Genomic DNA, 2,730 nt, shown 5'->3' on the forward strand with positions numbered 1-2,730 from the left:
CAACGGCTCGTTTGAGAGACACCCAAGTAGCACGGGGCCCGAGAAATCCCGTGTGAATCTGGCGGGACCACCCGCTAAGCCTAAATATTCCCTGGTGACCGATAGCGGATAGTACCGTGAGGGAATGGTGAAAAGTACCGCGGGAGCGGAGTGAAATAGTACCTGAAACCGTGTGCCTACAAGCCGTGGGAGCGTCGCTCATCGAGTTTACTCGGTGGGTCGTGACTGCGTGCCTTTTGAAGAATGAGCCTGCGAGTTTGCGGTGTGTTGCGAGGTTAACCCGTGTGGGGAAGCCGTAGCGAAAGCGAGTCCGAACAGGGCGATTTAGTAGCGCGCTCAAGACCCGAAGCGGAGTGATCTAGCCATGGGCAGGTTGAAGCGGAGGTAAGACTTCGTGGAGGACCGAACCCACCAGGGTTGAAAACCTGGGGGATGACCTGTGGTTAGGGGTGAAAGGCCAATCAAACTCCGTGATAGCTGGTTCTCCCCGAAATGCATTTAGGTGCAGCGTCGTGTGTTTCTTGCCGGAGGTAGAGCACTGGATAGGCGATGGGCCCTACCGGGTTACTGACCTTAGCCAAACTCCGAATGCCGGTAAGTGAGAGCACGGCAGTGAGACTGTGGGGGATAAGCTCCATGGTCGAGAGGGAAACAGCCCAGAGCATCGACTAAGGCCCCTAAGCGTACGCTAAGTGGGAAAGGATGTGGAGTCGCAGAGACAACCAGGAGGTTGGCTTAGAAGCAGCCACCCTTGAAAGAGTGCGTAATAGCTCACTGGTCAAGTGATTCCGCGCCGACAATGTAGCGGGGCTCAAGCGTACCGCCGAAGTCGTGTCATTGCAGCATGAGGGCCAACGCCCGCTGTGATGGGTAGGGGAGCGTCGTGTGCCGGGTGAAGCAGCCGCGGAAGCGAGTTGTGGACGGTTCACGAGTGAGAATGCAGGCATGAGTAGCGATACACACGTGAGAAACGTGTGCGCCGATTGACTAAGGGTTCCTGGGTCAAGCTGATCTGCCCAGGGTAAGTCGGGACCTAAGGCGAGGCCGACAGGCGTAGTCGATGGACAACCGGTTGATATTCCGGTACCCGCTTTGAAACGCCCAATATCGAATCAGGCGATGCTAAGTCCGTGAAGCCGTTCCGGACCCTTCGGGGAAAGGAAAGTGGTGGAGCCGACGAACCAGACTTGTAGTAGGTAAGCGATGGGGTGACGCAGGAAGGTAGTCCAGCCCGGGCGGTGGTAGTCCCGGGGTAAGGGTGTAGGCCGTGTGATAGGCAAATCCGTCACACATTAAGGCTGAGACCTGATGCCGAGCCGATTGTGGTGAAGTGGATGATCCTATGCTGTCGAGAAAAGCCTCTAGCGAGTTTCATGGCGGCCCGTACCCTAAACCGACTCAGGTGGTCAGGTAGAGAATACCGAGGCGTTCGGGTGAACTATGGTTAAGGAACTCGGCAAAATGCCCCCGTAACTTCGGGAGAAGGGGGGCCACGTCTGGTGATCGGATTTACTCCGTGAGCTGGGGGTGGCCGCAGAGACCAGCGAGAAGCGACTGTTTACTAAAAACACAGGTCCGTGCGAAGCCGTAAGGCGATGTATACGGACTGACGCCTGCCCGGTGCTGGAACGTTAAGGGGACCGGTTAGTGACCTTTCGGGGTTGCGAAGCTGAGAACTTAAGCGCCAGTAAACGGCGGTGGTAACTATAACCATCCTAAGGTAGCGAAATTCCTTGTCGGGTAAGTTCCGACCTGCACGAATGGCGTAACGACTTCTCGACTGTCTCAACCATAGGCCCGGTGAAATTGCACTACGAGTAAAGATGCTCGTTTCGCGCAGCAGGACGGAAAGACCCCGGGACCTTTACTACAGTTTGATATTGGTGTTCGGTTCGGCTTGTGTAGGATAGGTGGGAGACTTTGAAGCAGCCACGCCAGTGGTTGTGGAGTCGCCGTTGAAATACCACTCTGGTCGTGCTGGATGTCTAACCTCGGTCCGTGATCCGGATCAGGGACAGTGTCTGATGGGTAGTTTAACTGGGGCGGTTGCCTCCCAAAGGGTAACGGAGGCGCCCAAAGGTTCCCTCAGCCTGGTTGGCAATCAGGTGTTGAGTGTAAGTGCACAAGGGAGCTTGACTGTGAGACCGACGGGTCGAGCAGGGACGAAAGTCGGGACTAGTGATCCGGCGGTGGCTTGTGGAAGCGCCGTCGCTCAACGGATAAAAGGTACCCCGGGGATAACAGGCTGATCTTCCCCAAGAGTCCATATCGACGGGATGGTTTGGCACCTCGATGTCGGCTCGTCGCATCCTGGGGCTGGAGTCGGTCCCAAGGGTTGGGCTGTTCGCCCATTAAAGCGGTACGCGAGCTGGGTTTAGAACGTCGTGAGACAGTTCGGTCCCTATCCGCTGCGCGCGCAGGAATATTGAGAAGGGCTGTCCCTAGTACGAGAGGACCGGGACGGACGAACCTCTGGTGTGCCAGTTGTCCTGCCAAGGGCATGGCTGGTTGGCTACGTTCGGGAGGGATAACCGCTGAAAGCATCTAAGCGGGAAGCCTGCTTCGAGATGAGTATTCCCACCTCCTTGAGAGGGTAAGGCTCCCAGTAGACGACTGGGTTGATAGGCCGGATGTGGAAGCCCAGTAATGGGTGGAGCTGACCGGTACTAATAGGCCGAGGGCTTGTCCTCAGTTGCTCGCGTCCACTGTGTTAGTTCTGAAGTAACGAAC

Annotated in this window: 1 other annotated feature (cut by a window edge). The window is 56.6% G+C overall.

Annotated elements, in window-relative coordinates:
* Positions 1–2,730 (forward strand) — a sequence feature (mutual gap in cmsearch alignment for this rRNA model is longer than 100) (it extends 252 nt beyond the left edge of the window).

This window comes from Streptomyces sp. NPDC093795 (assembly GCF_044764665.1).
GTDB lineage: Bacteria > Actinomycetota > Actinomycetes > Streptomycetales > Streptomycetaceae > Streptomyces.